Origin of the sequence: Roseateles chitinivorans (assembly GCF_050632235.1) — a bacterium.
Lineage (GTDB): Bacteria > Pseudomonadota > Gammaproteobacteria > Burkholderiales > Burkholderiaceae_C > Roseateles > Roseateles chitinivorans_A.
Genome location: NZ_CP192584.1, coordinates 4,613,416 through 4,638,391, shown reverse-complemented (window position 1 = coordinate 4,638,391; position 24,976 = coordinate 4,613,416). Strand labels below are relative to the sequence as shown.

Below are 24,976 nucleotides of genomic sequence, written 5' to 3'. Positions count from 1 at the left end.
AGAATCGCCGGATGCCGAGCGCCGCTGACGAAAGACCTGACCCCGACAACCTGCTGGCGCAGATCCGTCAGCAGGAGGCGGCGCAGTCGCGCGGCCGGCTGCGCATCTACTTCGGCGCGTCGGCGGGCGTGGGCAAGACCTTCGCGATGCTGCAGGCCGCCCGCCATCTGGCGGACCAGGGCCGCACGCCGCTGATCGGCGTCGTCGAGACGCACGGGCGCGCCGACACCGCCGCGCTGCTGGACGGCGTGCCGCCGCTGCCTCGTCTGCCGATGCGGCAGGTCGACCACCGTGGCCGGGCGCTGCCGGAGTTCGACCTCGACGGCGCGCTCGAGCGCCTGCGCGATCAGCCGGACGCGCTGATCCTGGTCGACGAGCTGGCGCATTCCAACGTCGCCGGCTCGCGGCATCCCAAGCGCTGGCAGGACGTCGAGGAGCTGCTCGCCAACGGCATCAGCGTCTACACGACCGTCAACGTCCAGCACCTGGAGAGCCTCAACGACGTCGTCGGCGGCATCACCGGCGTGCGGGTGCAGGAGACGCTGCCCGACACCTTCTTCGACCGCGCCGACGAGGTCGTGCTGGTCGACACGCCGGCCGACGAGCTGCTCGCCCGGCTCAAGGCCGGCAAGGTCTACCAGGGCGCGCAGGCCGAACGCGCCGGCCAGCATTTCTTCCGCAAGGGCAACCTGATGGCGCTGCGCGAACTCGCGCTGCGCCGCACGGCCGACCGCGTCGAGGACGACGTGCAGGCCTGGCGCAGCAACGAGCGCATCGCGCCGGTGTGGAAGACCGAGGCCGCCATCCTCTGCGCGATCGGCCCCGGCGACGAGGCCGAATCCATCGTGCGCAGCGCCGCGCAACTGGCGCAGCAGCTGGCGGTGAGCTGGCACGCGGTCTACGTCGAGACGCCGGCGTTGCATCGCCTGTCCGACGCGCGGCGCGAGCGCAGCCTGCGCGTGGTGCGGCTGGCGCAGGACCTCGGCGCGACGACGGCGGTGCTGTCCGCGCAGGACCCGGCGCAGGCGCTGGCCGACTACGCGCGCGAGCACAACCTGTCCAAGCTGCTGATGGGCCGGGGCGCGCCACCCTCGTCCTCGTCGTTGCGCCGCTGGGGCAGCCGTGACCTCGCGGCGCACCTGGGGCGCGCGGCACCGGAGCTGGACCTGATCCAGGTCGGCGCTTCCGCGACGCAGCGCAGCAGCGAGGACGATCCCGGCCCGACCTTCGGGGCAGCGCCGCGCCGCTACCTCTGGGCGACGCTGGCCTGCGTGGGCGTGGCCGGGGTCTGCTGGCCGCTGTCGCATCGCATCGCCAACGACAACATCGTCATGCTGTTCCTGCTCGGCGTGATGGGCGTGGCCATGCGCTGGGGGCGCGGACCGGCCGTGCTGGCGAGTTTCCTCAGCGTCGCGCTGTTCGACTTCCTCTTCGTCGCGCCGCGGCTGAGCCTCGCGGTCAGCGACGTGCAATACGTGATCACCTTCGTCGTGATGCTGGCGGTCGGCCTGATCACCGGCCAGCTGACGGCGGGGCTGCGCTACGAGGCGCGCGTGTCGTCGGAGCGCGAGGCGAGGGCGCGCGGACTCTTCGAGCTCACCCGCGAGCTGGCCGGCGCGCTGCAGACCGAGCAGGTCATCGCGACGGCGGAGCTGCAGCTGGCGCAGCAGTTCGGCGGACGGGCGCTGCTGCATGTGCTGGACGACGACGACCGGCTGCAGCCGTCGCCGACGGAGCAGACGCTGTCGATCGGTGATCGGTCCGATGCCGGCACCGCGCGCTGGGCGCTGGATCACGAGCAGGCCGCGGGCCTGGGCACCGACACGCTGCCGGGCAGCCAATGGTTCTACCTGCCGCTGCGCGCGCCGATGCGCACGCGCGGCGTGCTCGCGCTGCGGCCCGGCGACGCGCAGACGCTGATGCTGCCGGAGCGCCGCGCGCAGCTGGAGACCGCTGCGCGCATCGCGGGGCAGGCGCTGGAGCGCGTGCACTACGTCGAGGTCGCACAGCAGGCGTTGCTGCAGATCGAGTCGGAGCGGCTGCGAAATTCGCTGTTGTCGGCGCTGTCGCATGACCTGCGCACGCCGCTGGCCGCGCTGCAGGGCCTGGCCGAGACCCTGACGAAGCGCCCGCTCGATCCCGATGCGGCCGAGACCGCGCACGCGATCGAGCAGCAGTCGCTGCGCATCAACGCGATGGTCCACAACCTGCTCGACATGGCGCGGCTGCAGAGCGGCGCGCTCAAGCTCAACCGCCAGTGGCAGCCGGTGGACGAGGTCATCGGCAGCAGCCTGCAGCTGATGGGCCCGGCGCTGGCGCGGCACCGCGTGGTGCTGGACGTGCCGGCAACGCTGCCGCTGGTGGAGCTGGACGCGGTGCTTGTCGAGCGCGTGCTGGCCAATCTGCTGGAGAACGCCGCGAAGTACACGCCGCCTGGGAGCGAGATCCGCGTGATCGCGCGGACGCACGGAGCGAATGGTGCGAGCGGTTCCGGCGAGATGCGCCTGTCCGTCGAGGACAACGGCCCCGGTCTGCCGCCGGGCCGCGAGGAGGCGCTGTTCGAGAAATTCACGCGCGGCCACAGCGAGTCGCACCTGCCCGGCGTGGGCCTGGGCCTGGCGATCTGCCGTGCCATCATGCAGGCGCACGGCGGCCGCATCTGGGCCGAGCGCGCGACGCCGCAGGGTGGCGCGCGCTTCAGCCTGGCGCTGCCGCTGGGCGAGCCGCCGGCGCTGCCGGCCTTCGATGAAGACGGCGAATTCCACCCGTGAGCGTCCAGCCTTCCGTCCATCGTGCGTCAACCTTGAGTCAACCGTGAGCCAACCGTGACCGAGCTGCAGACAAGCGTCGCCCCCGTCGCGCTGATCGTCGAGGACGAGCCCAACATCCGCCGCTTCGTGCGCCTGGCCCTGGAAGGCGAGGGCTGGTCCGTGCACGAGACCGGCACGCTGCGCCAGGGCCTGATCGACGCGGGCACGCGGCGGCCGGACCTGGTCATCCTCGACCTGGGCCTGCCCGACGGCGACGGCCAGGATTTCCTGCGCGACCTGCGCGCGTGGTCGGCGGTGCCGGTGATCGTGCTGTCGGCGCGCGGTGCCGAGGACGACAAGATCACGGCCCTCGACCACGGCGCCGACGACTATCTGAGCAAGCCCTTCGGCGTCGGCGAGCTGATGGCGCGGGTGCGCGTCGCGCTGCGCCGCAACCAGGCACGGGCGAGCGAGCAGCAGGATCCGGTCTTCCGCTTCGGCGACGTCGAGATCGACCTGGCCGCGCGCCGCGTGCGCCGTGCCGGCGAGGACGTGCACCTCACGCCGATCGAGTACCGCCTGCTCAGCCACCTGATCGGCAACGCCGGCAAGGTGTTGACGCACCGCCAGTTGCTGAAGGCGGTGTGGGGGCCGTCGCAGGTCGAGCAGAACCATTACCTGCGCGTCTACATGGGCAACCTGCGCCAGAAGCTCGAGGCCGAACCGGCCAGTCCGAAGCACCTGCTGACGGAGACCGGGGTGGGGTATCGGCTGATGCCCTGACCGGCGCCATGCCCGTGTCCCGCGCACGATGTCCGCATGGCCTGTAGCATTGGCCGCACGCCCGCATCGGGGCGCCGACCCGACCCCTCCGGTCGACACCGCTCAACAAGGAGACATCTCATGATTCAGCAGGCCCAGGTCGAACTCGCCAAGACCTTCTTCGAACAGTCGAAGAAGGCGTTCGAACAGAACTACGCCGCGTGGAGCACGGTGCTCGCCTCGCAGAAGGCGATCCTGGAATCGATGCGTGCCGGAGGCGCGCCCTTCGAGGTCGCCGCCGACCAGTTCCAGAAGCTGATCGACTTCCACGAGCAGCAGTTCCGCGTCACCACCGACTTCATGACCAAGCTGCAGGCGGACTACGCGAAGGTGGTGCAGCAGAAGACCAAGTGAGACCGGTCTTCCAGCCCGGCCGGCTCACGGTCGGGCTGATGACGCCCGCGACGTCCGCCGAGGTCCGGCCCGATCGGATGGCCGACGTCGGCGAGGCGCTCGAGCTGGCCGCGCTCGCGGACCGGCTCGGTTTCGCGGCGCTGTGGACGCGCGACGTTCCGTTGATGGTGCCGCAGGGCAGCGACAACACCGCCAGCGCGCTCGATGATCCTTTCCTGTGGCTGGGCGCCCTGGCCGGTGCGACGCGCGAGATCGCCGTCGGCACCGCCGCCATCGTGCTGCCGTTGCGGCATCCGCTGCATGTGGCGAAGGCCGCGCTGTCGCTGGACCGGCTCAGCGGCGGGCGCTTCATCCTCGGCATGGGATCGGGGGACCGGCCCGCAGAGTTCGCGGCCTTCGGCGAAGACCTGGACCATCGCGCGGAGACCTTCCGCAGCCGCTGGGCGATCGTGCGCGCGGCGCTGTCGCCCGACGCCGACGAACGTGCCGCGGTGATCGAGGCGACCGGGGGCTTCCCCGTCCTGCCGGCGCCGTCGCGGCGCATCCCGATGATCGTCGTGGGTTCGGCCCGGCAGTCGCTGCAGTGGACCGCGACGCATGCCGATGCGTGGGCGACCTACCACCGCGAGGAGGCGCGGCAGGAAGGCCGCATCGAGCTGTGGCAGCGCGCGCTCGAACAGAAGGGCGTCGGCGCGAAACCGTTCGTGCAGTCGGTGCAGCTCGAACTGCTCGCCGATCCGGCCGCCGCGTCGGAGCCGCTCGAACTGGGCCTGCGCACAGGACGCCACGCGCTCATCGCCTACCTGCGTCGCCTGCAGGCGATGGGCGTGGCCCATGTGCTGTTCAACCTCGGACGAGGACGGCCGGCACGCGAGGTGATCGAGGAGTTGGGCGAGGACGTGTTGACGCGACTCGCGGACAACGATTGAACCGGGGCGCCGCGTCGGGCGTTGCATCGCATCTCGTCGTGTCGCCGACGTGTTGTGGCGTGGCACCGGGCGGCGCGTCCCCTGTCCGGGTGTCGGATCGAGGCATCAGTGCCGTTCCTCATGGGTTGACGCTGTCGAAGCCGCGATGGAAGAATCGCGCCCACGCCGGACGGCTCCGTCCGCGCGCTCCAACCTCTTTCCTGTCCGGAGGTGCCCCGATGAAGACCCGTACGTCCATCCACTGCTGATTGCCGACGACTGCTTCCCTGCAGCATCGTGTCGGCGCCGTCTGCGCCCGCGAAGGCTGCGGCACCGGTTCCTGACGCCCCCGACGCCTGCCATGAGGCCGGTGGCGCACGACACCTCCCGCGACTTCCCCCAGCGACTCCGCCCGGTCCCTCGGACCGGCGGCGACTCGACCGCGCCTGCGACACGTCCGTCGGTTCCCTGACTCCACCAGGACCCGCCCGCGCCAACAACGCGGCGGGTGACGGACCTCATGCATTTGCAATCCCTGCCGCTGCTGCGCTATCCGCGCACGGCGCACCTCGCGGGCAGCCGCCTGCAGGCGGGCGACTCCGCCCATGACCAGATGCCGCTCGCGGCGCTCGACGGCTGTCACGTCGTCATCGAGGAGAAACTCGACGGCGCCAATGCCGGCCTCTCGTTCAGCGACGGCGGCGACCTGCTGCTGCAATCGCGCGGCCACTACCTGATCGGCGGGTTCGGCGAGCGCCAGTTCAACCCGATGAAGATCTGGGCGCTGGCGCACGAGCATCGGCTGATCGAGCGCCTCGAGGACCGCTACGTCCTCTACGGCGAGTGGGCCTACGCCAAGCACAGCGTCTGGTACGACCGGCTGCCGCATTACTTCAACGAGTTCGACGTCTACGACCGCGTGACCGCGCGCTTCCTGTCGACGCCGCGTCGCCAGGCGCTGCTCGCGGGCTCGCCGGTGTTGCCGGTGCCCGTGCTCTACGCGGGACCGATGCCGACCGATCCGAAGCTGCTCTGGGCGTTGGTGGCGCGCTCGCTGGCGAAGTCGACCGGGTGGCGCGAGGCCTTCGAGGCCGCGACGCGGCGCGAATCGCTGCCGCTGGACCTGTGCTGGAAGCAGACCGACAAGGCCGACCAGTCCGAAGGCCTCTACCTGAAGGTCGAGGACGACGAGCAGGTGCTCGGCCGGTTCAAGCTGGTGAGGCCGTCCTTCACGCAGACCATCCTCGACAGCGAGAGCCACCATGCCCGCCGGCCGATCCTGCCGAACGCGCTGGCGCCGGGCGCGGATCTCTTCGCCGAGCGGCCCACGGTGACGTGGAGCGATCTCGGCCTGGAGACGATCACGTCGCTGACGGCGTTGAAGGCATTGGCGGCGTCGCGTGGCGCGTCACGCGAGGCGGGGCGCGATGCGTCACGCGATGCCCGACGAGATGCCCGACGCGACGCCCCACGCGGCGATCACGACCACCGATGTCCCTGAAGAGGACGGAGGAGAGAACCATGAACATGCAATGGAAAGACATCCAGGCCCTGGTGCCCGAAGCGGGCCGGTCCGCGGACTTCGCGGCCTGCCTGGCCGCGTTCCCGGTGCTGGAACTGGCGAAGACCACGCCGCAGGATCCGCGTTATCACGCCGAGGGTGACGTCTGGACGCACACGATGATGGTGATCGAGGAACTGCTCGCCTTGCCTGACTATCAGGCCGCGAGCCGCGCCGACCAGGCGGTGCTGTTCCTGGCCGCGCTGCTCCACGACGTGTCCAAGCACGCGACGACGGTGATCGATCCGGTGACCGGCGCCATCGGCCAGCCGGGCCACTCCCGCATGGGCGCGATCGACGCGCGCGTGCTGCTGTGGGATGCCGGCATACCGTTCGAGCAGCGCGAGGCCGTGTGCCGTCTGATCGCCGTGCACCAGGTGCCGTTCTTCGCGCTGGCCGATTCGAAGCGCGGCCTGTCGCCCGAGTTCATCGTGCGCGAGCTGTCCTGCCGGCTGAGCCTGCCGCTGCTGGCGGCGCTGGCCGAGGCGGACATGCGCGGCCGCGTCTGCCAGGACCGCGACCGGGTGCTCGATCACATCGAGCTGTTCCGGGAACTGGCGCGGGAGGAGGGCTGCTACGGCCAGCCGCGGGCGTTCGCGGACGCGCACACGCGGGTCAGCTACTTCCGCGGCGCGGACGTGCATCCCGACTACGCGCTGTTCCAGGAGCCCGGCGCCCGCGTGACGGTGATGTGCGGCCTGCCCGCGTCAGGCAAGGACACGTGGGTGGCGGCGCATCGGCGCGATCAACCGGTGGTGTCCTTCGACGATGCCCGCGCGGCGCTCGGACTCAGGCACGGGCAGAACGAAGGCAAGGTCGCGCACGCGGCGGTGGACAAGGCGAAGGCGCTGCTGCGCGAGCGCGCACCGTTCGTGTGGAACGCGACCCACCTGAGCCAGCAGATGCGGGACAAGACGCTGGACCTGCTCTTCGCCTACGGCGCGGAGGTGGAGATCGTCTACCTGGAGCGTCCGCGCGCGGAGCTGCTGCGTCGCAACGACCGGCGCGACACGTCCTTGTCCAACAGCGCGCTGCAAGGGATGCTGCGCAAGTGGGAACTGCCGGTGCCGACGGAGGCGCACACGGTGCGTTACTGCCCGGCGGATTGAGGCCAGCCCGCCATCCAGCGGTCGACGACCGCGCCCAGCGCCGCACGCAGCCCCGCGCCGTGCGCGGCGGCGTCGCGGCGCAGCGTGTCGAGCGGCACGCGGGCCTGCGCGAGTTCGCCCGAGTGGCCGATCAGCCACTGCTCCAGGCGCGCGGGGTCGCTCTCCAGGTGGAACTGGAGCGCGAGCGCGAAGCCGTCGATCGCGAAGGCCTGGTTCGGGCAGAGCGGCGTCGTTGCGAGCGTCGTGGCGCCGTCGGGGATCTCGAACTGGTCGCCGTGCCAATGCAGCACTGGCTGCCCGCCAGCGAGCGGCGCCAGCGCGGAGTCGCGGCCAGCGCCGGTGAGCGTGAGCGGCGCGAAGCCGATCTCCTTCTTGCCGTGCGCCATCGGCCGCACGGCGGCACCGAGCGCCCGCGCCATCAACTGCGCGCCGAGACAGACGCCCAGCAGCGGCCGACGCGACACGAGGCGGCGGCGGATGAGCGCGAGCTCGTCGTTCAGATACGGATAGAGCGCATCGTCGTACGCGCCGATCGGGCCGCCGAGCACGACCAGCAGATCGACCGCCTCGAGGTCCACGTCGCGCAGGTCGTCGACGCCGGCGTCCAGCGTGATGAAGCGATCGACGCCGCGCTCCGCCAGCACGGGCCGCAGCAGGCCGAGGTCTTCGAAAGCCAGGTGGCGTACGGCGAGGACGGTCTTGGGCGTGGGCATCGGCGGGGCGCGTCGGGCGCGCGAGCGGGTGGGAACCCGCGCAGTATCGGCGTCCGCCACGCCCGTTGCCGATACGGACGCATCCGATCGTCCAATCGACGCATCCCATCGTCCAGCATCGGACCGGCTCAAGCCGACTCAAGCCGGCTCAGGCAGGATGAGGCAGCCGTCCCGACGCCGACCCCTTGCGGATGCGCCAGGCCTGCACGGCCATGAGGATCAGGAAGAGCAGGAACACGACGCCGATCGCCTTCTGCAGCGCCGGGTCGTCGGGGCCGGTGAACAGCGGAGCGCCGACGGGCACGCGGGTGAAGGTCTCGTTCAGGCCGGGGATCATGTGGCAGAACAGCGTGAAGCTGTAGCCCAGAGTTTCCGCGTACGGCGAGAGGCCGCCGAGGAAACGCGTCCGATGGGCCGCGACGGCGATGGCCAGCGCGACGAGCGTGACGATCGCCAGCACGTGCGCGATGTTGAAGCCGCCGTGGCGGAAGATGCCGAAGGCCGTCAGGCAGGTGGCGACGGTGCACCACAGGTAGGTGCGGCCGAGGGTCGACTGGCCGTCGATGCGGCCGGTGCGGACGATCAGGGCGTAGCCGGCCACGAGGGCGACGAGCGCGAACGCCGTATGCACGGCGCCAAGAAGGGTCAGACCGAACATGCGTGCTCCTTGCTGGGCCGCGTTGCCGCGGCGGGCTGGAGCGCGGCGCGCCCCTCCAGGCACGTTAGGGGGTGGGCCGGGGCGCGCGCATCGGTCGGATGGGGGAGGGGCGGGGGTGGGATTTCCCGGATTCATCCCAGGATCCGTCAGCGCCCGCAATGCGGGGCCAGCAGGCCGGGTGGCCCGCTGTCGATCCCGCGGGGCGCCGGGTGCGCGATCGCGTCGCGCAGCAGGCGGGTCAGGATCTCCTGCGAGCGCCGTTGGCCGTAGCCCCGGCCATAGGCCTGCGAGGTGATCGCGACGACCATGCGGAGGCTGGGGACGACGTAGATCTTGTTGCCGCCGTTGCCGGACGCGAACCAGACCGGCACGCGGAAGTCGTCGACCGGCAGCGACTTGAAATACCAGAGCCGCCCGTACTCGTCGGCAGAGGGATCCGTGGCGGCGATCGGCACGCGGGGGCGCAGCATCGCCTCGATGCCGCCGGCGCTGACGATGCGGCGTCCGCGGTACTCGCCGCCGCAACGCACCATCTCGCCGATCGTCGCCAGCGATCGCGTGCTCAGCCACAGGTTGCCCTGGCCCTTGGTGTGGCCGGCCCCGTCCTTGTTCCAGCGCCAGGCGGTGATGCCGAGCGGCTCGAACAGGGCCCGGCCGGCGAAGTCGCCCAGGTCCGCACCGGTCGCCTTGCCGACGACGATGCCGGCGGCATAGGCCGTCAGCGAGTTGTAGCGGTAGGTCGCTCCCGGCGCGTCCTTGCGCGGCGTCGAGAGCAGGAAGGCGACGGGGTCCGCCGACTCGTCCATGCGGTCCTCGGTGCCGGGCGAGGCGGGGTCTTCGTCGTCCGCCGCGAGGCCGGAACGCATCGTCAGCAGGTCGTCGATCGTCGCCGCGCCAAGCGCGGCTTGAGCGGCCTCGGGCCAGTACTTGCGCACCGGGTCCGAGGCGCTGGCGATCGCGCCGCGATCCATGGCGATCGTCGCCAGCAGCGCGGTCACGCTCTTGCCGGCGGAGCGGATGTCGTTGAGCGAGGCCGCGGTGGCGCCGTTGTAATAGCGCTCGGCGGCGACGCGTCCGTCGCGCAGCACGACGACGCCTTGCAGCGTCTTGTCCTGGTCCTGGTCCCAGGCGGCCAGCGGCGACGCGACGTCATTGGCCCCAGGCGCCGGGGTCGAGGCCGTGGGGGACGTCGGGGTCGAGGTCGGTGCCTGGCAGGCGACGAGCATGGCGGCGATCACGCCGATGGCGATGGCTGCCAGCGGACGGTACCAACGGACGAGGCGGGTCTGGGCCATGACGAAAGACTCCGAAGCGCGGCGGCGACGTCTCAGCGTCGCATACCGGCCAGGCAGGCGCGGAAAGTCACGCTGCCTTGCATCGCTGCACGCGGCCGCACGCCAGGGGCCGCCGCCTCATGCCACCTCACGCCACCTCGTGCCACCTCACGCCGCCCGTGCGCGGCCGAAGACCGGCGGCCGATCCAACTGCCCGATCCAATGGTGGTAGACGCTGGTGGCGGCGCCGCGCAGGCGCGCGAGGCGCTCGGGCAGGGCGGCCAGGATCTCGTCCTCGCTCTGCACCGTCACGCCGCGACCGCGTCGCAGTTCCTCGCGTCCGTGCGCGCACCAGTCGCGCAGGCCCTGCTCGGTCACTTCCAGGTGGCTCTGGAGCCCGATGTGCGGTCCCAGCGCGAACCCCTTGTTCAGGCAGTTCGAGCCGAACAGCGTCCGTGTCGCGCCGGCCGGGATCTGGAAGCTGTCGTAGTGCCAGTTGAAGCTCAGCAGCCGGTCCTCGCCGCCGAACAGGCCGCGCGCGGCCGGCGTGATCCACAGCTCGCGCCAGCCGATGTCGGGACGCGGATTCCGGGCCACGCCGGCACCCATCGCGCGCGCCAGCTGCTGCGCACCGAAGCAATGGCCGAGGATGGGCCGGCTGAGCCGCAGCGCATCGATCAGCAATGCCTGCTCCGCCCGGATCCAGGGCGTGCCGTCGTTGACGCCGTGGTCGCTGCCCAGCAGCACCAGGCCGCTGAACGCGCCCGCCGTCCGCGGCAGGGTGTCGCCCAGGTCGGGCCGCAGCAGATGCACCGGCACGTCGTGCGCGCGCAGGCACTGGAGGAGGTAACCCGGACCCTGTGCGGGTTCATGTTGAAGGATCAACACCGGTCTCATGCGAGGGGGCGCGGATCACGCGCCGTTGTTGCGAGGCCTCCAGCGTAGGGAGACGCGCATCAAGGTCGGGGCAAGACCCGGCCCTCCGGTATCAAGAATCCATCAAGGGCGTGAAGCGCGGCGATGCCAGAATGTCGCGATGAACTTGCCCGCCTCGCGCGCCCCCGCGTCTCCGTCCAGACCGCTGACTTCGACCTCAGCGCCGAGACGCTGGCGCTGCGCGCGGAAGACGGCGGCATCGGCGCCGTCGTGAGCTTCGTCGGCACGGTGCGCGACGGCGCGGACGGCACGCCCGTGTCGCTGATGGAGCTCGAGCACTATCCCGGCATGACCGAGGCCGCCATCGAGGCCATGATCGACGAGGCCTTCCGGCGCTTCGAGATCCGTGGCGCCCGCGTCGTCCATCGCGTCGGCGCGCTGCGGCCGCGCGACCAGATCGTGCTGGTGCTCGTGAGCTCGCGCCATCGCGGCCAGGCCTTCCAGGCCTGCGAGTTCCTGATGGATTACTTGAAGACGCAGGCGCCGTTCTGGAAGAAAGAACACGGACCGGACGGCGCCCGCTGGGTGGACGCGCGTGTCGCCGACGACGAGGCGCTCGCGCGATGGGGGATCAACGTGGAGGGGAACGGTCGATGAGCTGGATGCAGGTGGCGGCGGTGTCCGTCGGAGCCTCGGGAGGCGCGCTCGCGCGCTGGGGCGCGGGGTCGATGTTGAACGCGAAGTGGCAGGGTTTCCCGCTCGGCACGCTGGCCGTCAACCTCGTCGGCGGCTTCCTCATCGGCATGGCGCTGGAATGGTTTGGCCGTTATCCCAGCGACATGCTGAAACTGCTGCTGGTCACCGGCTTCCTCGGCGGGCTCACGACCTTTTCTTCCTTCTCCGGTGAATCGCTGTCGCTGCTGCAGCGCGGCGAATTCCTGATGGCGCTGTCGCACTCGGCGGCACATGTGATGGGCTCGCTGGCCGCCGCCGCCGCGGGGCTCAAGGTCATGCAGATGCTGACGTCGGCATGAGCGGAATGAGCGGCATGGCGGACTCGCCGATCCGCTTCCCCGGCCGCTCCGTGCCGGTGACGTCGTCGCGGTCGTCGCGCCGTCGTCCGGCGTGAAGCCGGCGATGCATGAACGCCTGGACGCCGCGCTGTGGATGCTGCGGCGCCAGGGATTCATCGTCCGCGAGGGGCGTTCGCTGCGGCAGCAGGTCCAAGGCGCGAGCGCGAGTGCCGCCGAACGCGCGGCAGAGTTGATGGAGGTGCTGCTCGATCCGGAGGTGGCCGCCGTGATCCCGCCCTGGGGCGGCGAGCTGGCGATCGAGGTGCTGGGACAACTGGACTTCGAGCGGCTCCGGGAGGCGCCGCCCAAGTGGTTCAGCGGCTTCTCCGACCTGTCGACGATCCAGGTGCCCTTGCTGCTGAGTGCCGGCTGGGCGTCGCTGCACGGGCCCAACCTGATGCAGCTGGGGGACACGGCCCTGGACGCGGTGTCGAAACGGATCTTCGAACTGTGGTTCGCCGAAGGCGGCGCGCCGTTCGAGCAGGACCCGGCGCCGGGCACGGTGTCGCGACGGCTGGATGGCGGCGTCGAGCCCCTCTCGATCGAGGGCTGTCTGGTCGGTGGTTGCCTCGACTCGCTGTCGCGGCTGGCCGGTGCGAGGGTGGCCGACGTCGCCGCCTGGCGTGCCGCGATGGGGGACGACGAGCGGCCGCTCTGGTTCTTCGAGGTCGCCGAGCTGCCACCCTTCGAACTGGCTCGCGCGCTGCACGGCCTGCGGCTGGCGGGCTGGTTCGACGGCGCCGCCGGCATCCTCTTCGGCCGCAGCGCGGTGGCCAAGGAGATCGCGTCGGGCGGTGACTTCACGGAAGAACACGCGCTGCAACGGGCGCTCGGCGACCTGCCGTGCCCGGTGCTGCTGGACCTCGACATCGGCCACGTCGGCCCTCAATGGACCATCGTCCAAGGCGCGCTCGGCCGCATCGACTGGCAGCCCGGCCACGCGACCCTGAGCCAGTTCCTCGCATGAAGTGAATGGGCGCGCCGCTTGCCGAAGTTTTCTCTTGAAAAATAGGGACACATTCCCACTTGGGGTCGCAACGGAGGTTTTTACCCATGCGAGTCGACAAGCTCACCACCCGATTCCAAGAAGCGCTGGCCGAGGCCCAAAGCCTGGCGGTGACGCGCGACAACCCCTACATCGAGCCCGCCCACGTCCTGGGCGCCATGCTGGCGCAGGACGACGGCCCGAAGGCGCTGCTGGAGCGCGCCGGCGTCAAGGTGCCCGCCCTCAAGGGCGCGCTGGACGGCATCGTCGGCGGCCTGCCGCAGGTGCAGGGCGAGGGCCAGCAGGTCCAGCCCAGCCGCGACCTGGTCAGCCTGCTGCAGAACGCCGAAAAGGAAGCCTCCAAGCGCGGCGACCACTTCATCGCCAGCGAGATGTTCCTGCTGGCGCTGGCCGACGCGAAGACCGACCTGGCCGGTGTCGTGCGCGGCCACGGCCTGACCCGCAAGGCGCTGGAGACCGCGGTCGAAGCCGTGCGCGGCGGCCAGAAGGTCGACAGCCAGGAATCCGAAGGCCAGCGCGAGTCGCTGAAGAAGTACACCCTGGACCTGACCGAGCGCGCCCGCGCCGGCAAGCTGGACCCGGTGATCGGTCGCGACGACGAAATCCGCCGCGCCATCCAGGTGCTGCAGCGGCGCACCAAGAACAACCCCGTGCTCATCGGCGAGCCGGGCGTCGGCAAGACCGCCATCGTCGAAGGCCTGGCGCAGCGCATCGTCAACGAGGAAGTGCCCGAAAGCCTCAAGGGCAAGCGGGTGCTGTCGCTGGACATGGCCGGCCTGCTCGCGGGCGCCAAGTTCCGCGGTGAATTCGAGGAACGCCTGAAGTCCGTGCTCAAGGAAGTCGCCGCCGACGAAGGCCGCATCATCCTGTTCATCGACGAGATCCACACCATGGTCGGCGCCGGCAAGGCCGAAGGCGCCATCGACGCCGGCAACATGCTCAAGCCCGCGCTGGCGCGCGGCGAGCTGCACTGCATCGGCGCGACCACGCTGGAGGAATACCGCAAGTACGTCGAGAAGGACGCCGCGCTGGAGCGCCGCTTCCAGAAGGTGCTGGTCGACGAACCCACCGTCGAGGCCACCATCGCCATCCTGCGCGGCCTGCAGGAGAAGTACGAGGTCCACCACGGCGTCGAGATCACCGACCCGGCCATCGTCGCCGCGGCCGAGCTCTCGCACCGCTACATCACCGACCGCTTCCTGCCCGACAAGGCCATCGACCTGATCGACGAGGCCGCGGCCAAGATCAAGATCGAGATCGACTCCAAGCCCGAGGCGATGGACCGCCTCGACCGCCGCATGATCCAGCTCAAGATCGAGCGCGAGGCCGTGCGCAAGGAGACCGACGAGGGCTCCCAGCGCCGTTTCGCCCTGATCGAGGAAGAGCTGCTCAAGCTCCAGCGCGAGTACAACGACCTGGAAGAGATCTGGACCTCCGAGAAGGCCCAGGCCCAGGGCTCCGCGCACGTCAAGGAAGAGATCGACCGCATCAAGTTCCAGATCGAGGAACTCAAGCGCAAGGGCGACTTCAACAAGGTCGCCGAGCTGCAGTACGGCAAGCTGCCCGACCTGGAGAAGCGCCTCAACGAGGCGCAGGCCAAGGAGATGGGCAAGGCCAAGGACAAGACCCAGCCGCAGCTGCTGCGCACCATGGTCGGCGCGGAGGAGATCGCCGAGGTGGTCGCCCGCGCGACCGGCATCCCGGTGGCCAAGCTGATGCAGGGCGAGCGCGACAAGCTGCTGCAGATGGAAGACAAGCTGCATGAGCGCGTCGTCGGCCAGGACGAGGCCATCGTCGCGGTCGCGGATGCGATCCGGCGCTCGCGCGCCGGGCTGTCCGATCCGGACAAGCCGCTGGGCAGCTTCCTGTTCCTGGGCCCGACCGGCGTCGGCAAGACCGAGCTGTGCAAGGCGCTGGCGGGCTTCCTGTTCGACAGCGAAGACCACATGATCCGCATCGACATGAGCGAGTTCATGGAGAAGCACTCGGTGAGCCGGCTGATCGGCGCGCCTCCGGGTTACGTCGGCTACGACGAGGGCGGCTACCTGACCGAGGCGGTGCGCCGCAAGCCCTACAGCGTGCTGCTGCTCGACGAGGTCGAGAAGGCCCACCCGGACGTGTTCAACGTGCTGCTGCAGGTGCTGGACGACGGTCGGCTGACCGACGGCCAGGGGCGCACGGTCGACTTCAAGAACTGCGTGATCGTGATGACGTCCAACCTGGGCTCGCAGCACATCATGGCGCTGCAGGGCGAGCCCGACGAGGTCATCCGCGACGCGGTCTGGGGCGAGGTCAAGGCGCACTTCCGGCCGGAGTTCCTCAACCGCATCGACGAGACGGTGATCTTCCATGCGCTGGGCGCGGACCACATCAAGTCGATCGCGAAGATCCAGTTGCGTCAGCTCGAACAGCGCCTGGACAAGCTGGAGATGAAGCTCGACGTCAGCGACGAGGCGCTCGACGAGTTGGCCAAGGTCGGCTTCGATCCGGTCTTCGGGGCGCGGCCGCTCAAGCGCGCGATCCAGCAGCGGATCGAGAACCCGCTGTCCAAGCTGATCCTGCAGGGGCGCTTCGGTCCGAAGGACGTGATCCCGGTGAGCGTCGAGACCTCACCCGGCGGCGAACCCGGCGAGTTCTCCTTCGGCAGGGTGGTGCACTGACGTCACGGAGCGCCGCGCCGGTCGGATGACCCGCGCGGCGCTTCAGGCGCGCAGTTTCTCGAGGACCTCGGAGCGGAACTCGCGCTGGTACAGCACGTAGACGACGCCGACGGCGGCCAGCATCAGCGCCCACGGCGAGAAGAACCAGCCCACCACCGGGAAGGCGAGGTAATAGCCGCGCAGGCCGTCGTTGAAGGCCTCGGCCGCCATGCCGACGACGGCACCGGCGCGGTCGGCGAATTCCTCGCGCGCTTCGGACCCCAGTTGCGCGAACTGGACCGCCTCCGGCGCTGAAGCGACCAGCAGCGCGCCGAAGGTGTACTGCCGCATGCTCCAGGTGAAGCGGAAGAAGGCGTACACGAAGATGGCGGTCAGCAGCGCGAGCTTGATGTCGAACACCAGCGTGCTGGTCTTGACCGCGAACGGCAGCCCCAGCACCAGCGCGCTGGTCTGCTCGCTGGTGCCCAGCGCGGCCAGCAGGCCGCCGATGATCAGGATGGTGGTGGAGGCGAAGAAGGACGGGCTCGACAGCAGCGCCTGGCTGACCGCGCCGTCCAGCACCCGCATGTCGCGGTAGGTCAGCTGAAGCATCCACTGCCGGCGCACCCGGTTGGTGATGGCCAGCAGCGAACCCTGCCCGTCGGCATGGCGCTTGGAGAACTCGGCGTAGCCGATCCAGGTCACGAAGAACAGGCCCAGCGCGGCCCAGTCGAGCGGCGGCAACGCGGCCAGCAGGGGTCGAAGCGATTGCATCGGGCGAGTGTAGGGCGGGCTCGCGCCCGCCCGTGGACTCACACCGGCAGATCGAACACCAGGACCTCGGCGTCCTGGCCGGCCTCGATCGCGATACCCGGCTCCTTGGCGAGCTGGAGCGCGTCGCCGGCGCCCAGCGCTTCGCCGTTCACGGTCGCCTGGCCGCGCACGACATGCACGTAGGCGATCCGGTCCGCCGCGAGCGGCAGCTCGGCGCGTTCATCGCCGTTGAACAGTCCGGCGTACAGCCGCGCATCCTGGTGGATGGACACCGAGTCCTGCGCGCCGTCGGGCGAGGCCACCAGACGCAGCTGGCCGCGCTTGTCGGCGTCGGCGAAATGCTTCTGCTCGTAGCCCGGCTCCACGCCCTGACGGTCCGGCATGATCCAGATCTGCAGGAAGTGGGTCTGACCGTCCTTCGAGTGGTTGAACTCGCTGTGACGGACGCCGGTGCCCGCGCTCATGCGCTGCACGTCGCCTGGACGGATCACGCCCGCGTTGGCGCCGCCCGGCGTGCCGTTGCCCATGCTGTCCTGGTGCGCCAGCTCGCCGCTCAGGACGTAGCTGATGATCTCCATGTCGCGGTGGCCGTGCGTGCCGAAGCCGGTGCCGCCGGCGATGCGGTCCTCGTTGATCACGCGCAGCGGTCCGAAGCCCATCCGGCGCGGGTTGTGATAGTCCGCGAACGAGAAGCTGTGGAAGCTCTTCAGCCAGCCGTGGTCGGCATAGCCGCGATCCGAGGACTTGATGACTTCACGCATGTTGATGCTCCTTCTGTGGCCGGCCCCCGGTGTGGTGGAGAGGGCCTGCTGGTTGGCGATGGACTCACTGTAGGGAAGCAGGCCTCTCCCGAGGGGGAGGGGCTTGAAGCCAGCGTTCAAATAAGATGAAGGGATGGCTCAACAAGACAAACGCCGGGTGCTGACGCCGGAAGCGCTGGCGATGATGGACAGCATCGCGCGCAGCGGCAGCTTCGCCGCGGCGGCGCGGGAGATGGGGAAGGTGCCGTCGGCGCTGACCTACTCGGTGCGCCAGCTCGAGGACGCGCTGGACGTGCTGCTGTTCGACCGCAGTTCGCGCCAGGCGGTGCTGACGGCCGCGGGGCACGAGTTGCTGACCGAAGGGCGTCGGCTGCTCCAGGAGATGGACGCCGTCGCCAACCGCGTCAAGCGTGTCGCCACGGGGTGGGAGAGCGAACTCACCATCGCCTTCGACGATGCGATCGCGCGGCGCGCGATCTTCGACCTGATGGAGGCCTTCTACCTGCAGGCCGAGGACGGCAAGCCGCCGCCGACGCGCCTGAAGCTGCGCACCGAGGTGCTCGCCGGCACCTGGGAGGCACTGATCTCCGGCCAGGCGGACCTGGCGATCGGCACCAGCGCGCAGCCGCCGGGGAGCTCGGTCGTGTGCGAGGTGCTGGGGCCGATGGAGATGGTGTTCTGCGTCGCGCCGCATCACCCGCTGGCGGGATTCGAGGGGGTGTTGACCTCGGCCGACATCGCCCGCCATCGCATCGTCGCGGTGGCGGACACGGCGCGCAGCCTCGCGCCGATGACCGTCGGCGTGGTGCCCGGGCAGGAGGTGCTGACGGTGCCGTCGATGGCGATCAAGCTCGAGGCGATGCTGCGCGGCCTGGGCGTGGGCTCGCTGCCGACGCCGATGGTGCGGCGGCACGTGGACGCGGGGCGGCTGGTCCAGAAGGAGACCTTCCAGGGCCGGCGGATCTCGCCGATGCACTACGCCTGGCGCAACACCGGCCATCGTCCGGCCAAGGCGCTGGCCTGGTGGCTGGACCGGCTCAGGAACGAGACGACGCGGCGCTCGCTGATCGAGCAGCACGAAGGATTGCTGCTGTGATCCAGCCGCGGCGGGGCTACATCGGCCGGTTCGCGCCGTCGCCCACGGGGCCGCTGCATGAGGGGTCGCTGGTCGCGGCGCTGGCGAGCTGGCTCGACGCGCGGGCGCATGGCGGGCGCTGGCTGATCCGGATCGAGGATGTCGACCGGCCGCGCTGTCCGGCCGGCGCCGATGCGGTGGTGCTGTCGCAGCTCGCGCAGGTGCGGCTGCTGCCGGACGAGCCGCCGATCTGGCAATCCCGCCGCGACGCGGCCTACCGGGCCGCGCTCGATCAACTGATCGCCGCGGGCTGGGCCTATCCGTGCGGGTGCTCGCGCAAGGACATCGCCGAGGCGATCGCCGCCCGCGGCGGCCAGCGGGAGCGGCATGGGGAGCTCATCTATCCGGGCACCTGCCGTCACGGCCTGCACGGCAAGCCCGCGCGGGCGTGGCGGCTGCGCAGCACCTCGACCGTCGACGGCGACGCGCCGCTGCGCATCGACTGGCGCGATCGACGGCTCGGCGCGCAGTCGCAGGACCTGACGGACGAGGTCGGCGACGTCATCCTCCTGCGCGCGGACGGCCTCTGGGCCTATCAGCTCGCGGTCGTCGTCGACGACGCCTGGCAGGGCATCACCGATGTCGTCCGCGGCGAGGACCTCGCCGACAACACGCCCCGGCAGATCCGGCTGCAGGAATTGCTCGGCCTGCCGCAGCCGCGCTACCTGCACACACCGCTGGTGCTCGGCGACAACGGCGAGAAGCTGTCCAAGCAGAACGGCGCCCAGGCCCTGGACCTGGGCGACCCGCTTGCCGCATTGCGACGCGCCGGCACCCGTCTCGGGTTGTCGGCCCTGGAGGCGCGGACGATGCCCGAGTGGCTCGAACACGCCGTGGTGGCGTGGCGTGTACGCCTGCCCTGATCCGTCCCCGGCCCGCCCAAGGCCGGGCCCGGAGCCCTCGGCGGCTGGCATGATCACGCCTTTGCATTTCGGGATGTCACCGGCATCCCCCTTTCAAGGAACTCCCCGATGAAGACGACCGACAGCGGCCTGCAATACGACGACACCACCCCCGGCACCGGCGCCACCGCCAAGGCCGGCCAGGACGTGAAGGTGCATTACACCGGCTGGCTCTTCAAGGACGGCGAGAAGGGCACCAAGTTCGACTCCAGCAAGGACCGCGGCGAGCCGTTCGAGTTCGAACTCGACGGCGGCATGGTCATCAAGGGCTGGGACGAAGGCGTCCAGGGCATGCAGGTGGGCGGCACGCGCGTGCTCGTCATCCCGCCGCAGCTCGGCTACGGCGCACGCGGCGCGGGCGGCGTGATCCCGCCGAATGCGACGCTGATGTTCGAGGTGGAACTGCTGGGCGTGTCCGTCGGCGCTGAAGCCATCGAACTCAACCAGCTCTCCACCACCGCCAGCGGCCTGCAGTTCGAGGACGTCAAGGAAGGCGAGGGCGCCGTCGCCGAAGCCGGCAAGCGCGTCACCGTCCACTACACCGGATGGCTCTACAAGGACGGTCAGCGCGGTCGCAAGTTCGACTCGTCCAAGGACCGCCGCGATCCGTTCCGCTTCCACCTCGGCGCGGGTGAAGTCATCAAGGGCTGGGATGAAGGCGTCCAAGGGATGAAGGTCGGCGGCACCCGATTCCTCGTCATCCCGTCGGAGCTGGGCTATGGCGCTTACGGCGCCGGCGGCGTCATTCCGCCGCATGCGACGCTGCTGTTCGAAGTGGAGTTGCTGGCTGTCTGAGCCAGGGCTTTCTTCCGCTCCCTGCAGCCCGCCGGGTCTCGGCCCGGCGGCCGAGTTCCTTTGTCAGCCGACAAAGGAACCAAAACGGCTCTGACGACGCTCATATGCGCTCGCTGGGTGGCCGTCGTCGCTCGTCACTGCGCTCCGAGACTCCTCGGACGATGCCCTCAAACGGCCACCACCGAAGTCCTCGCACCGCCTCTCTCTACAGGCTTGCTCGCTTCGCTCGTCGCGCCAGCCACTCAACGCGGTTCGCGCCGGCCTCTCACGCTCGCCCCTAGCGGGGTCTCGCAGCAGAGGGCTTCGGTGCCTTGTCGCGGCCGCGTATCGCGATCCAGTACTCGTCCCAGACATCCAGGTCGACCGTTGGTCGTTGCATCGAGGCGCCCCGCGCATCGTCAGCGTCCAGCCGAGCCAGCTCGCGCTCGCTAATTTGATGCAGCGGCTTCAACCCAGATGATCTGATGAGGATGATGCTCTTCGATTGTGCCGATGGCATCGCTGACCAGAAGCCGGTCGCCAAGCTCGTAGATGAACCGGCTCAGGTTCGGTTGCTTCAGCGTAGCGTAGTCAGCTTCGGTGATCGCGTCGCTGCCGCACCAAACGGCGTCATCCGCTTTGGCGGCACGAAGGGCATCGGCCAGACCGGTAGGCGTGATCGCAAGGAAGACCATTTGAATGTGCAGCTGGCGAAGTGGCGCTGACTACACAGTTTGCCACCGGTGCGGCAGCAACTCGTGGATGCGACTGGCCGGCTGCGTCGGCAGCCTGGTCAGCACGTCCTTCAAGTAGACCAAGGCAATCTTGGCTGCGAGACCCCGGTAGGGGCGAGCGGGCAGGGCCGTTGCGGACCACGTTGAGTGGCTGGCGCGACGAGCGGAGCGAGCAAGCCTGTAGAGAGAGGCGGTGCGAGGACTCCGGTGGTGGTCGTTTGAGGGCATCGTCCGAGGAGTCTCGGAGCGCAGTGACGAGCGACGAATGCTGGGCAGCGAGCGTATATGAGCGTCGTCAGAGCCGTTTTGGTTCCTTTGTCGGCGGACAAAGGGACTCGGCTGCCGGGCCGAGTCCCGGCGGGGTCTCACGCGGTGAGACGACTTGTATTCATGAGCGACCCAACCCCATGACTTCCTGAGCGGCCTTGCTGGTTTCTTCGCTGCTTCCGTTGGGCAGCGTGACGTGTGGTGCGTCGATCAGTTTCGGGAACTGGTTGGTTAGCGAGCGTTCATACCCGGGGTCGTAGTGCTCGCGCATGAGTTCCCCGAAGACCTCTGTCCACTGTCCGGCGAGGGCCAGGGCTTGCCACCGTCCCACGCGTTCCCGGCCGCGGAGCGTGACGAGTCCGCTGATGAGCGCGTTGAACTGCTCGGGTTGATCCTTGAAGTGGGCGTAGTCCTCGAGCAGCAATTGCACGCGTCCCGCCTCGGCCATGTCGATCCACACGCATCGTCCGTGCTGCCGCAATCGCAGATGCAAGGGTTCGGGCAGCTGGATGCCGCCGATCTTGCGGCTTTCGCTCTCGACGTACACGGGTCGGGCCGGATCGAGCGTCACCATCGCCTGCCAGAGCGCGGTGTCGAACGCTTTCTGGCTCGGCTGAGGCCGATCGGGGAGGGCGCCCAGCACCGAGCCGCGATGTCGTGCCAGCGCCTCGAGGTCGAGCACCTGCTCGCCCGCGGCGGCGAGCGCCTGCAGCAGCCGGGTCTTGCCGGATCCGGTCCGTCCGCACAGCACGACGAAGTCGAACCGCGCCGGCTGCTCCGCCAGGGTCTTGATGACTTCGCCCCGGAACGCCTTGTAGCCGCCGACCAGCTGCAGCGACTTGAACCCGATCTGGTTCAGGAACCAGTTCATCGCGCCGGACCGCTGGCCGCCGCGCCAGCAATAGACCAGCGGCCGCCAATGCTTCTGCATCAGCGGGCGGTTCGCATCGAGGTGGTTGGCAATGTTGCGCGCGACGATGGCCGCGCCGAGCTTGCGCGCCTCCAGCGGATCCTGGCGGTAGAGCGTGCCGACGATGCGGCGCTCCTCGTCGTCGAGAACTGGCCAGTTCAGCGCGCCGGGCAGATGGTCCTCGGCGAACTCCCCGGGGGAACGCACGTCGATCACGGTGCTGAACCCGTCGAGCCGCGCGAAGGCCTCGGCCGACGGTATCACGTGGTACTGACTCATGGCGCCGTCATGGTGCTGGCGCAGTCATCGTGCCATCACTGCACGGACAGGGCGTCCAGCAGCTCGGTCTCGATCTGCAGCTGCATGCGGCTCTGCTGCAGTGCCGCGCCGTCGAGCAGGAAGGTGTCTTCGACGCGCTCGCCGAGCGTCGAGACCTTGGCGAGCTGCAGGTTGATCCCGTGTCTCGCCAACACCCGCGCGATGGCGTACAGCAGGCCGGCGCGGTCGGTGGCGCTGACGGACAGCAGCCAGCGCTGCGCGCGTTCGTCCGGCCGCAGCGCGATGCGCGGGGTGAAGGGGAAGCTCTTCACGCGGCGCGAGAGCCGACCCTTGCGCGGCTCCGGCAGCGGCCCCTGCGCGACGAGCGCCTGGCCGAGCTTGGACTCGACCAGCGCCGTGAGGTCGCGGTGATGCAGGTCCAGTTCCGGCGCGATGACCTGGAAGGTGTCCAGCGCATAGCCGGTACGGGTCGTGTGGACCTTGGCGTCCAGGATGTTGAAACCGGCGCCGTCGAAGTAGCCGCAGATCCGCGCGAACAGGTCCTGCAGGTCCTTCGCGTACACCAGCACCTGCAGGCCTTCGCCGACCGGCGACGGCCGCGCGTGCACCACGGGCACGGTGCTCTCGACATGCCGCCACAGCGCCCGCGCATGCCACGCCAGGTCCGGCGCGTCGTGCCGAGCGAAGTAGCTCAGGTCCAGCGTCTTCCACAACGCGTCCTCGGTGCCCGGCAGCTGCGCCTTCAGCGCCAGCTCCTGCCGGGCCTCCTGCTTGCGCGCCTCGATCTCCGCGGCCATGTTCAGCTTCGCGCCGCCGAGCGCGCGCAGCGTCAGCCGGTACAGGTCCTCGAGCAGCTTGCCCTTCCAGGCGTTCCAGACCTTGGGGCCGGTGCCGCGGATGTCGGCCACCGTCAGCAGGTAGAGCGCCGTCAGCGTGCGCTCGTCCTTCACCTTCTGGGCGAAGTGCTGGATGACCTCCGGATCGGACAGGTCCTCCTTCTGCGCGACGCGCGACATCGTCAGGTGGTGCTCGACCAGGAACACGACCAGCGCGGCATCGGCCTTGGGCAGGCCGTGCGCGCGGCAGAAGCGTTTCGCTTCGGTCGCGCCGAGGTCGGAGTGGTCGCCGCCCCGGCCCTTGGCGATGTCATGGAAGAGCGCCGCGACGTAGAGCGCCGACGGCCGGTCGAATTGCGCCGCCAGCTGCGAGCAGAACGGGTACTCGTGCGTGTGCTCGGGGATGAAGAAGCGCCGGATGTTGCGCAGCACCATGAGGATGTGCTGGTCCACCGTGTAGACGTGGAACAGGTCGTGCTGCATCTGCCCGACGATGCGCCGGAACACCCACAGGTAACGCCCCAGCACCGAGGTCTGGTTCATCAGGCGGAAGGCGTGCGTCTGTCCCTGCGGCTCGTCGAGGATGCGCATGAACATCGCGCGGTTGGCCGGATCGCGCCGGAACGCGCTGTTCATCAGGCCGCGCGCGTTGTAGAGCGCGCGCAGCGTCTTCGCCGACAGGCCCTTGATGCCGGGCGTCTGCTGGTAGATCAGGAAGGTCTCGAGGATCGCGTGCGGCTCGCGCTCGTAGAGATCGTCGCTCGCGATCTCCAGCATGCCGCTGCGCTCCAGGAACCGCGCGTTCACCGGGCGCAGCTCGTTGTCGCGGGTGCCGTTGATCTGCTCTTCCAGGTTGAGCAGCGTGATCTGGTTGAGCTGGGTGACCGCCTTGGCCGCCCAGTAGTAGCGGCGCATCAGCTTCTCGGGGGCGCGCAGCGAGCGTGTCGACTCGTAGCCGAAGCGCTCCGCCACCGAGGTCTGCAGGTCGAAGACCAGCCGGTCCTCGCGCCGCTTCGCCGCCAGGTGCAGCTGGCAGCGGATGCTCTTGAGCACGCCCTCGTTGCGCTGGAGCTGGCGGGCCTCGAAGGGCGTGATCAGTCCCTTGACCGCCAGCTGGGGCCAGGTCTTGCCCAATCCGGCACCGCGCGCGATCCAGATCAGCACCTGCAGGTCGCGCAGGCCGCCGGGGCTTTCCTTGATGTTGGGCTCGAGGGCGTAAGGCGTCTCTTCGTACTTCGTGTGGCGCTGGCGCATTTCCAGCGTCTTGGCACGCATGAAGGCACGCGCATCGACGGCCGCGCGGAAAGCCTGGTCGAAGCGCTTCACCAGCGGCCTGGCGCCCGCCAGCCAGCGCGACTCCAGCAGCGCGGTCTGGATGGTGACGTCGCCGGCGGCCTCGTCCAGGCATTCCTTGACCGAGCGCACCGAGGAGCCGATCTCCAGGCCGATGTCCCAGCAGGCGGTGATGAAGGCCTCGATCGCGTGCTTGAGCGGTCCGGGCTGGTCGGGCGTGACGCCGTCGGGGAGCGCGTCGGGCAGCAGCAGCAGGACGTCCACGTCCGAATGCGGGAACAGCTCGCCGCGCCCGTAGCCGCCGACCGCGACCAGTGCCGCCTCGGGCGCCGCCGCGGCGATGCCCGATTGCGTCCACAAGGCCTGCAGCGTTCCGTCGACGTGTTTCGCCAGCAGGCGCATCAGTCGCGTGGCCGCGGAGACGCTGGCCTTGGCGGCCGCGAAGTCCTCCAGCAACTGCTGCTTGCCGGCCTTGAAGTGCTGGCGCAAGTCCGCGACCGACAGCGCGTCAGGCGGAACCGGGGGCGAAGCGCCCACCTCGCCGGGCGTCCTGGCGTTCATGGGCGGT

Annotated in this window: 22 protein-coding genes and 3 pseudogenes; 15 read left to right on the top strand and 10 right to left on the bottom strand. The window is 69.8% G+C overall.

The annotated features are described in order from the left end of the window. Nucleotides 1-11 precede the first annotated feature (11 nt). The 6 genes from ACQ859_RS21045 to ACQ859_RS21020 all read left to right on the top strand — a co-directional run bounded on the left by ACQ859_RS21045 (nucleotide 12) and on the right by ACQ859_RS21020 (nucleotide 7,504). A complete protein-coding gene (locus ACQ859_RS21045; protein ID WP_431262599.1) occupies nucleotides 12-2,771 on the top strand; it encodes a DUF4118 domain-containing protein in 2,760 nt (919 codons plus the stop codon). 54 nt (nucleotides 2,772-2,825) lie between these two features. Further along, a complete protein-coding gene (kdpE, locus tag ACQ859_RS21040) occupies nucleotides 2,826-3,533 on the top strand; it encodes a two-component system response regulator KdpE (RefSeq protein WP_431262598.1) in 708 nt (235 codons plus the stop codon). 120 nt (nucleotides 3,534-3,653) lie between these two features. Continuing rightward, nucleotides 3,654-3,926, top strand: a complete 273-nt coding sequence (locus tag ACQ859_RS21035) for a hypothetical protein (RefSeq protein ID WP_431262597.1) — start codon at nucleotides 3,654-3,656, stop codon at nucleotides 3,924-3,926. After that, nucleotides 3,923-4,855: a TIGR03571 family LLM class oxidoreductase gene (locus ACQ859_RS21030; RefSeq protein ID WP_431262596.1), complete on the top strand. Its 933-nt coding sequence runs from the start codon at nucleotides 3,923-3,925 to the stop codon at nucleotides 4,853-4,855. Before ACQ859_RS21035 ends, ACQ859_RS21030 begins: the two co-directional genes overlap by 4 nt. 499 nt (nucleotides 4,856-5,354) lie before the next feature. Further along, entirely contained in the window at nucleotides 5,355-6,335 is a 981-nt protein-coding gene (locus tag ACQ859_RS21025) for an RNA ligase family protein (protein ID WP_431262595.1), read from the top strand. A 26-nt stretch (nucleotides 6,336-6,361) separates the two neighbouring features. Next, entirely contained in the window at nucleotides 6,362-7,504 is a 1,143-nt protein-coding gene (locus tag ACQ859_RS21020; protein ID WP_431266616.1) for an AAA family ATPase, read from the top strand. Here ACQ859_RS21020 and ACQ859_RS21015 read toward each other — a convergent pair. From ACQ859_RS21015 to ACQ859_RS21000, 4 genes are all read right to left on the bottom strand, one after another. Continuing rightward, the gene (locus tag ACQ859_RS21015; protein WP_431262594.1) at nucleotides 7,486-8,217 is read right to left on the bottom strand and encodes a glutamine amidotransferase; all 732 of its coding nucleotides are present in this window, start codon (nucleotides 8,215-8,217) and stop codon (nucleotides 7,486-7,488) included. The genes ACQ859_RS21020 and ACQ859_RS21015 overlap by 19 nt on opposite strands. Before the next feature lie 148 nt (nucleotides 8,218-8,365). Then, on the bottom strand, nucleotides 8,366-8,875 hold the full coding sequence (locus tag ACQ859_RS21010; RefSeq protein ID WP_431262593.1) for a hypothetical protein: 510 nt from the start codon (nucleotides 8,873-8,875) through the stop codon (nucleotides 8,366-8,368). A 146-nt stretch (nucleotides 8,876-9,021) separates the two neighbouring features. After that, nucleotides 9,022-10,170: a serine hydrolase domain-containing protein gene (locus ACQ859_RS21005; protein WP_431262592.1), complete on the bottom strand. Its 1,149-nt coding sequence runs from the start codon at nucleotides 10,168-10,170 to the stop codon at nucleotides 9,022-9,024. 147 nt (nucleotides 10,171-10,317) lie between these two features. Then, nucleotides 10,318-11,037 carry a type 1 glutamine amidotransferase gene (locus ACQ859_RS21000; protein WP_431266615.1) on the bottom strand — a complete coding sequence of 240 codons (720 nt, stop codon included), beginning with the start codon at nucleotides 11,035-11,037 and terminating at the stop codon, nucleotides 10,318-10,320. A 132-nt stretch (nucleotides 11,038-11,169) separates the two neighbouring features. On the opposite strand from ACQ859_RS21000, the gene ACQ859_RS20995 reads away from it, so the two are divergent. From ACQ859_RS20995 to clpB, 5 genes and pseudogenes are all read left to right on the top strand, one after another. After that, entirely contained in the window at nucleotides 11,170-11,682 is a 513-nt protein-coding gene (locus ACQ859_RS20995) for a molybdenum cofactor biosynthesis protein MoaE (protein ID WP_431262591.1), read from the top strand. Then, the gene (crcB, locus tag ACQ859_RS20990; protein ID WP_431262590.1) at nucleotides 11,679-12,059 is read left to right on the top strand and encodes a fluoride efflux transporter CrcB; all 381 of its coding nucleotides are present in this window, start codon (nucleotides 11,679-11,681) and stop codon (nucleotides 12,057-12,059) included. Before ACQ859_RS20995 ends, crcB begins: the two co-directional genes overlap by 4 nt. 76 nt (nucleotides 12,060-12,135) lie before the next feature. Continuing rightward, a pseudogene (locus ACQ859_RS20985) lies at nucleotides 12,136-12,474 on the top strand (LD-carboxypeptidase); the annotation flags it as partial. Nucleotides 12,475-12,495: 21 nt separating this feature from the next. Next, complete coding sequence (locus tag ACQ859_RS20980; protein WP_431266614.1) at nucleotides 12,496-13,065, top strand: hypothetical protein; 570 nt, start codon at nucleotides 12,496-12,498, stop codon at nucleotides 13,063-13,065. An 86-nt stretch (nucleotides 13,066-13,151) separates the two neighbouring features. After that, entirely contained in the window at nucleotides 13,152-15,764 is a 2,613-nt protein-coding gene (gene clpB / locus ACQ859_RS20975) for an ATP-dependent chaperone ClpB (protein WP_431262589.1), read from the top strand. 42 nt (nucleotides 15,765-15,806) lie between these two features. Here the strand turns inward: clpB and ACQ859_RS20970 are convergent, their stop codons facing one another. Together ACQ859_RS20970 and ACQ859_RS20965 are read right to left on the bottom strand one after the other, a co-directional pair. Further along, nucleotides 15,807-16,517 (bottom strand): DUF599 domain-containing protein, encoded by a 711-nt coding sequence (locus tag ACQ859_RS20970; RefSeq protein ID WP_431262588.1) that lies wholly within the window; start codon nucleotides 16,515-16,517, stop codon nucleotides 15,807-15,809. Between the two features lie 38 nt (nucleotides 16,518-16,555). After that, nucleotides 16,556-17,278 carry a pirin family protein gene (locus ACQ859_RS20965; protein WP_431262587.1) on the bottom strand — a complete coding sequence of 241 codons (723 nt, stop codon included), beginning with the start codon at nucleotides 17,276-17,278 and terminating at the stop codon, nucleotides 16,556-16,558. A 133-nt stretch (nucleotides 17,279-17,411) separates the two neighbouring features. On the opposite strand from ACQ859_RS20965, the gene ACQ859_RS20960 reads away from it, so the two are divergent. The 4 genes and pseudogenes from ACQ859_RS20960 (at nucleotide 17,412) to ACQ859_RS20945 (ending at nucleotide 20,110) form a co-directional block, all read left to right on the top strand. Continuing rightward, on the top strand, nucleotides 17,412-18,374 hold the full coding sequence (locus ACQ859_RS20960) for a LysR family transcriptional regulator (RefSeq protein WP_431262586.1): 963 nt from the start codon (nucleotides 17,412-17,414) through the stop codon (nucleotides 18,372-18,374). Then, the gene (gene gluQRS, locus ACQ859_RS20955; protein ID WP_431262585.1) at nucleotides 18,371-19,276 is read left to right on the top strand and encodes a tRNA glutamyl-Q(34) synthetase GluQRS; all 906 of its coding nucleotides are present in this window, start codon (nucleotides 18,371-18,373) and stop codon (nucleotides 19,274-19,276) included. Before ACQ859_RS20960 ends, gluQRS begins: the two co-directional genes overlap by 4 nt. Before the next feature lie 108 nt (nucleotides 19,277-19,384). Beyond that, nucleotides 19,385-19,729: pseudogene (locus tag ACQ859_RS20950) on the top strand (FKBP-type peptidyl-prolyl cis-trans isomerase); the annotation flags it as partial. Then, complete coding sequence (locus tag ACQ859_RS20945; protein ID WP_431266613.1) at nucleotides 19,703-20,110, top strand: FKBP-type peptidyl-prolyl cis-trans isomerase; 408 nt, start codon at nucleotides 19,703-19,705, stop codon at nucleotides 20,108-20,110. The pseudogene ACQ859_RS20950 and the gene ACQ859_RS20945, both read left to right, overlap by 27 nt. A gap of 428 nt (nucleotides 20,111-20,538) precedes the next feature. Here the strand turns inward: ACQ859_RS20945 and ACQ859_RS20940 are convergent, their stop codons facing one another. From ACQ859_RS20940 to ACQ859_RS20925, 4 genes and pseudogenes are all read right to left on the bottom strand, one after another. After that, nucleotides 20,539-20,784, bottom strand: a complete 246-nt coding sequence (locus tag ACQ859_RS20940) for a hypothetical protein (protein ID WP_431262584.1) — start codon at nucleotides 20,782-20,784, stop codon at nucleotides 20,539-20,541. Between the two features lie 30 nt (nucleotides 20,785-20,814). Further along, nucleotides 20,815-21,021: pseudogene (locus tag ACQ859_RS20935) on the bottom strand (transposase domain-containing protein); the annotation flags it as partial. 190 nt (nucleotides 21,022-21,211) lie between these two features. Next, nucleotides 21,212-22,279 (bottom strand): tRNA 2-selenouridine(34) synthase MnmH, encoded by a 1,068-nt coding sequence (mnmH, locus tag ACQ859_RS20930; protein ID WP_431262583.1) that lies wholly within the window; start codon nucleotides 22,277-22,279, stop codon nucleotides 21,212-21,214. A 35-nt stretch (nucleotides 22,280-22,314) separates the two neighbouring features. Next, on the bottom strand, nucleotides 22,315-24,969 hold the full coding sequence (locus ACQ859_RS20925) for a [protein-PII] uridylyltransferase (protein WP_431262582.1): 2,655 nt from the start codon (nucleotides 24,967-24,969) through the stop codon (nucleotides 22,315-22,317). Between the last annotated feature and the right edge of the window lie 7 nt (nucleotides 24,970-24,976).

What these genes read in the sequence shown, in the direction of transcription:
- ACQ859_RS21045 (WP_431262599.1), top strand. Translation starts at nt 12, where the DNA reads ATGCCGAGCGCCGCTGACGAAAGACCTGACCCCGACAACCTGCTGGCG.
- ACQ859_RS21035 (WP_431262597.1), top strand. Translation starts at nt 3,654, where the DNA reads ATGATTCAGCAGGCCCAGGTCGAACTCGCCAAGACCTTCTTCGAACAG.
- ACQ859_RS21025 (WP_431262595.1), top strand. Translation starts at nt 5,355, where the DNA reads ATGCATTTGCAATCCCTGCCGCTGCTGCGCTATCCGCGCACGGCGCAC.
- ACQ859_RS21020 (WP_431266616.1), top strand. Translation starts at nt 6,362, where the DNA reads ATGCAATGGAAAGACATCCAGGCCCTGGTGCCCGAAGCGGGCCGGTCC.
- ACQ859_RS21015 (WP_431262594.1), bottom strand. Translation starts at nt 8,217, where the DNA reads ATGCCCACGCCCAAGACCGTCCTCGCCGTACGCCACCTGGCTTTCGAA.
- ACQ859_RS21010 (WP_431262593.1), bottom strand. Translation starts at nt 8,875, where the DNA reads ATGTTCGGTCTGACCCTTCTTGGCGCCGTGCATACGGCGTTCGCGCTC.
- ACQ859_RS21005 (WP_431262592.1), bottom strand. Translation starts at nt 10,170, where the DNA reads ATGGCCCAGACCCGCCTCGTCCGTTGGTACCGTCCGCTGGCAGCCATC.
- ACQ859_RS20995 (WP_431262591.1), top strand. Translation starts at nt 11,170, where the DNA reads ATGCCAGAATGTCGCGATGAACTTGCCCGCCTCGCGCGCCCCCGCGTC.
- crcB (WP_431262590.1), top strand. Translation starts at nt 11,679, where the DNA reads ATGAGCTGGATGCAGGTGGCGGCGGTGTCCGTCGGAGCCTCGGGAGGC.
- ACQ859_RS20980 (WP_431266614.1), top strand. Translation starts at nt 12,496, where the DNA reads ATGCAGCTGGGGGACACGGCCCTGGACGCGGTGTCGAAACGGATCTTC.
- clpB (WP_431262589.1), top strand. Translation starts at nt 13,152, where the DNA reads ATGCGAGTCGACAAGCTCACCACCCGATTCCAAGAAGCGCTGGCCGAG.
- ACQ859_RS20970 (WP_431262588.1), bottom strand. Translation starts at nt 16,517, where the DNA reads ATGCAATCGCTTCGACCCCTGCTGGCCGCGTTGCCGCCGCTCGACTGG.
- ACQ859_RS20965 (WP_431262587.1), bottom strand. Translation starts at nt 17,278, where the DNA reads ATGCGTGAAGTCATCAAGTCCTCGGATCGCGGCTATGCCGACCACGGC.
- ACQ859_RS20960 (WP_431262586.1), top strand. Translation starts at nt 17,412, where the DNA reads ATGGCTCAACAAGACAAACGCCGGGTGCTGACGCCGGAAGCGCTGGCG.
- ACQ859_RS20945 (WP_431266613.1), top strand. Translation starts at nt 19,703, where the DNA reads ATGTTCGAGGTGGAACTGCTGGGCGTGTCCGTCGGCGCTGAAGCCATC.
- ACQ859_RS20940 (WP_431262584.1), bottom strand. Translation starts at nt 20,784, where the DNA reads ATGGTCTTCCTTGCGATCACGCCTACCGGTCTGGCCGATGCCCTTCGT.
- mnmH (WP_431262583.1), bottom strand. Translation starts at nt 22,279, where the DNA reads ATGAGTCAGTACCACGTGATACCGTCGGCCGAGGCCTTCGCGCGGCTC.
- ACQ859_RS20925 (WP_431262582.1), bottom strand. Translation starts at nt 24,969, where the DNA reads ATGAACGCCAGGACGCCCGGCGAGGTGGGCGCTTCGCCCCCGGTTCCG.